General features: G+C 51.7%; 1 protein-coding gene. It reads left to right on the forward strand.

The genetic code is table 11. The features are described 5' to 3' along the window. Window positions 1–1,274: 1,274 nt before the first annotated feature. On the forward strand, window positions 1,275–5,726 hold a 4,452-nt coding region (locus QUB63_RS34750), incomplete at its 3' end, for a DUF4347 domain-containing protein (protein WP_332949938.1).

The raw sequence follows: 5,726 nt of genomic DNA on the forward strand, positions 1-5,726 counted from the left end.
CTGGCCTGGTTTTGGCTAATGTTTTGGGAGCTAATAATGCTATTACTGCTCGGGATTTTGTGACTTTTTCCCAGTAAAAATCACAGCGCATTTAATGCGCCCAACTTGACCTAACATTGAGAAACCCGGTTTGTTTACAAACCGGGTTTCTCAATATTTCACAACTTAACCAACCTCAAGCTCCGGACTTATAGCAGTGGACAGTTGACAGTGGACAGTTGACAGTTGCACAGTACGGGAATCAAACCATTTATGCTCTTCGGGTATCGGCTCTATTCATGAGGTTATTTATGTCCTCACGCCATGTGGCGGTTGCTATATCTGATATTATGTCCTCCGAGGACGACCGTAATAAGATTGGTTCGATCGTTCGGAATGCGAGTCAAGCGTCATGGATAAGGACTCGCATTCCACACTACAAACTTTATATAGCAACCTTCTTGGCTTTTAAGACATAGATAACCTCATGAATAGAACCCGAAACCCCTCTACCCTAAACGGTTTGATTCCCCTATGTAACTGTCAAGCGGTCAACTGTCAATTGTCAAGCGGTCAATTGTCAACTGCTATAATACCAGTTTCAAAAAAGAATGCAACTGTAGGCAAGCTGCAAACCCTTAGAAAATCAGTTATTCCCAATTCTAAAATCTAAAATCTAAAATCTAAAATCTAAAATCTAAAATCGTATAACGGTTATTTGACAGGAATAGATATCTGCAAATCGGTCTGTCGAGAGGCATAAAATTGGTTGGTAGTGAGGACTTAAGTCCTCATAAAAGTCAGAGGAGTTAAGTCCTCGCTACTAACACGAAGGATCTTCAACCGATTGTTGCAACCAAATCTCCGACTCCACGGCGTATTTTCGTACATCGCACCCGGGATTTTTGCGTTTGAGACTAAAAATTTTTCTGCGAAAAGTCAGACTTCGCTAAAAAACGCCCGACTTCCCAGGTAAAAGCAGCTAACTGTTACTTTGGGAAGATGTCGATTTTAAAAAAATCGCCGTAAATGGAACTTGTTAACTATCCGAAACGGAGCAATTAGCAATTATAAATTCCCGCTCAAGTAGGTAGGTGGAAATCATTTTTGGTATGTCACAGAATCTGTATTGCTATCACAACAATAGCGAGGGCTTTTATCTAAAGACAAGCGATTGCTAACGTTTCACTCGCTGCGGACATATTTATATATTTTCTCGCTCATCTACTTAGGAATTAACAATAATATTTGCCATAGAAGGTTGACAAGTAACAAGTCAGGGAGCCCTGTAACTCATGCAAAAATTATCGTACAACTACTCTTGCCCAAATCAAAAATTCAGTGGCGCTCCCAGCGACACAGACTGCATAAAAGCTGCTGTGATTTGGGAACCCTTAGCGGGCGATCGCCCGAGCGATATTTACTGTTTAACAAAATCCAGTCTTCGCGTCAAGACCGAACAAAAAAAACATTTAGTTTGCATCGATCCGAGGGTAGAGAATTATCAGCATCTTGCCAGCGGAGTCAGACCGGGGACAGAGGTAATTGTACTCGATCGCACTCTGGACGGAGTAGAACAAATTACCGAGATTCTGGCTAAACGCCACTCCATCGCCAGCCTTCAGATAGTTGCTCACGGGAGCGAAGCTGCGGTGCAACTGGGGTCAACCGTACTGAAGGGTGAAAACTTGTCAAAGTACGATCGGCATTTGCAACAGTGGCGAAATGCCTTCAGCCAAACAGCCGATATTTTATTGTTAGCGTGCAGGGTGGGGGCCAGAAAATCCGGCATTGCTTTCGTGCGGAAGCTGAGAGCATTAACAGGGGCAAATATAGCCGCTGCCAACAATCTAATTGGCAGTGCAAAATTAGGAGGAAACTGGCAATTAAATGTTGCAGCAGGACGAGTAAAAACCGCAATAGCCTTTGAAACAAAAACGCAGGAAACTTACAGCGCTGTCCTCGCGACTTTAGTTGACGAAACTTTTCAAGACGCAAGTCTGACAGGGCCTTGGATATCTGGGGTAACAGGCAATTCAGACACTCCAGCTTTAACATCAGGAACCGGAACGGAGAATTTTCCGGGTTTGAACATCGACGCTCCCGGCAGCGGGGCTTTAAGATTAACTTCAAGCAAGTTCGACCAATCTACTTTTGTCATCTATAACAGTGCGCTACCAGCCACCAGCGGCATTAAAATTGTCTTCGATATATTTGCCTACAACGGCACTGCACGTGCGGGTTTTGGCAACCTGACAGGGGACGGTACAAGTTTCTTTTTAATTGACGGTACTGCGACGCCGACAAAAGCTGGAGGCTATGGAGGTTCTATCGGCTACGCTCAAAATTCAGATACAAATGTACCCGGTTTAGTCGGAGGTTATTTAGGAATTGGATTTGATGAATTCGGGAATTTTTCAAATCCAACTCAAGGGCGTGTAGGGGGAATTCCGGGAACTACAAAAGATTCGGTGACGCTTCGGGGTCGGGAAGCTACGGGATATGATTTTTTAACTTCTACGATTTTGCCGGGGGGAGTAGATAATATTCCCGATATCGTAAATCCTCTGCCTCCAAACGGGCCGGACAACATCATTACTAGCACTCGCCAATCAGCCAGAAGAAGAGTTCAAGTTATATTGCAACCTCCCAATTCGGCAACGCCAAATCGTCTCACTGTTAACTTTGATATCAACAATAACGGTTCCTTTACAGATGCGGGCGAGACTATTATCGACATTCCCAATCTAGCGGCGATCAACGGGCCAGTCCCGCAAACATTCAAGTTTGGTTTTGCTGGTTCAACGGGAGACGCCACAAATATTCACGACGTTCGCACTTTGTCGATCGAGACTGTAGACGTGCCGGGGACTACAGCAGATGTTGCTACAACAAAAAAAGGGCCGATCGCAGCGCCAGCGGGCAGCAGCATTACTTACACAATTACGACACTAAATAACGGTCCCAACGCAGCCGAAAACGTGCTGGTTCAAGACCAACTGCCCCGAGGTGTAGTGTTTGGCAGTGCCGAGGGCGGCGGCACTTTCAACCCGACAACGAGAATAGTCACCTGGCCGAGTATTCCGAATTTAGCTGTTGGGGCCAGCGTGACCCGCACCTTAACTGTTACGGCTTCACCTACACTCGGCCCTATTACAAACACTGTATTCAGCAACAGCAGCACGATCGATCCTGTACCTGCAAACAACAGCGGTTCCCAACCCGCAGCGCGAGTCACCACCACCATCACCAGCAGCAGCGCGGATGTAGTTACTGTCAAAACCGGCCCCGCCAGCGCGGCCCCGAACTCGACTGTCACGTACACAATTACGGCGTCTAACAGCGGGCCGAGTCCGGCCGCCAATGTGGCGGTTTCCGACAGCATCGTGCCTGGTTTGACGTCCGTCAGCGTGTCGGACGGCGGGAGTTACAGCCCAACTACGGGTATTGTGACTTGGAGTGCGATCGCATCTCTAGCCAGTGCAGCCAGCGCCAGCAGAACCGTCAGCTTCGCAGTTCCCGCTAGCGGCAGCGTCGCCAACACTGCCAGCAGTACCTCAACTACCCCAGACCCCACTCCCAGCAACAACAACGGTTCCCAACCCGGATCTACTGTCACAACCACAGTAGCGGGAAATGCCGATATCGCCACCAGCAAAACAGGCCCCGCTACTGCCACCCCGGGGTCAACTGTCACGTACACAATTCTCACCCAAAACAGAGGGCCGAATACCGCCGCCAACATCACCGTTACAGACAGCATCGTTCCAGGTTTAACGGGCGTCACAGCATCCAACGGCGGTACTTACAACCCAGCCACAGGCATTGTCAGCTTTCCGCCCATTGCCAGCTTAGCTGACGGGGTGACTGTCAGCCGGACTGTCACATTCCCAGTCCCGGCGACTGGCACTGTCAGCAACACGGCAAGCAGTACCTCAACCACTAATGACCCGAATCCCGGCAACAATAACGGCAGCGATCCCGGCGCAACAGTTGCCACAAGCATCGCCCCGGCGCCGACTCCCGCGCCGGCGCCGACTCCCGCGCCGGCGCCGACTCCCGCTAACCTGCCGCCGGTAGCTAACAACGTCAATGTTATTGTTGCCCCCAGCAGCCAATCAGCGATCGCAGGACTCGGCGGCACAGACCCCGACGGGTCGATCGCATCCTTCACCATCAACACCGTTCCAGCAGCCAATCAAGGGGCAATATTTTTAGGCAGCCCAACTGCCGGAGGCACTGCCGTCACTGCGGCTCAAACCCTGACTCCGCCTCAAATAGGGCAATTGTTCTTTCAGTCGGCAGCGGGATTTACAGGTACTAATTTTACCTACAGCGCCACAGACAACCTCGGCGCTACCAGCCCCGCCACTGCCACAGTATCGGCGCTGCTGCCCCCGCCCAATCAACCGCCAGTCGCCAACAATGTCAACCTCAATATAGCCCCCAGCAGCACTGTGCCGATCGCAGGACTCGGCGGCACAGACCCCGACGGGTCGATCGCATCCTTCACCATCAACAGCGTTCCACCAGCAAATCAAGGGCTGATATTTTTAGGCAATCCCGAGACTGGCGGCAGAATTGTCAGCGCCGGTCAAACTCTCACCCCAGCACAAATAGGGCAATTATTCTTTCAATCGACAGCCAACTTTACAACAGCAAATTTCACCTACAGCGCTACGGACAACGGCGGCGCGACTGCACCCGCCACCGCTACTGTAGCTGCTGTCAAGATTCCGCCTGTTACCGGGCCAACTCCCAACCTGCCGCCGGTAGCTAACAACGTCAATGTTATTGTTGCCCCCAGCAGCCAATCAGCGATCGCAGGACTCGGCGGCACAGACCCCGACGGGTCGATCGCATCCTTCACCATCAACACCGTTCCAGCAGCCAATCAAGGGGCAATATTTTTAGGCAGCCCAACTGCCGGAGGCACTGCCGTCACTGCGGCTCAAACCCTGACTCCGCCTCAAATAGGGCAATTGTTCTTTCAGTCGGCAGCGGGATTTACAGGTACTAATTTTACCTACAGCGCCACAGACAACCTCGGCGCTACCAGCCCCGCCACTGCCACAGTATCGGCGCTGCTGCCCCCGCCCAATCAACCGCCAGTCGCCAACAATGTCAACCTCAATATAGCCCCCAGCAGCACTGTGCCGATCGCAGGACTCGGCGGCACAGACCCCGACGGGTCGATCGCATCCTTCACCATCAACAGCGTCCCAGCAGCAAATCAAGGGCTGATATTTTTAGGCAATCCCGAGACTGGCGGCAGAATTGTCAGCGCCGGTCAAATCCTGACACCGGCTGACATTAATCAATTATTTTTCCAATCGACAGCCAACTTTACAACAGCAAATTTCACCTACAGCGCTACGGACAACGGCGGCGCGACTGCACCCGCCAGCGCTACTGTAGCTGCTGTCTTGCAACCAATTTCTCCAACACCGACGCCTGCGCCGACACCGACGCCTGCGCCGACACCGACGCCTGCGCCAACACCCACGCCCGTGCGGACACCCACGCCCGTGCGGACACCCGCGCCAACACCCGAAACAACGCCGACGCCGACGGCAACACCCGCGCCCGCGCCAACACCCGAAACAACACCAACACCCGAAACAACGCCCGCGCCCACACCAACACCCGAAACAACACCGACGCCAACACCAACACCCGCGCCGACACCGACGGCTATTTTCGACCGAGTGCCCGAACCGGATACCGGCTGCGGTTGCGACCCCTTA

The organism is Microcoleus sp. ARI1-B5 (genome assembly GCF_036705795.1).
In the GTDB taxonomy this organism is placed as follows: Bacteria; Cyanobacteriota; Cyanobacteriia; order Cyanobacteriales; family Microcoleaceae; genus Microcoleus.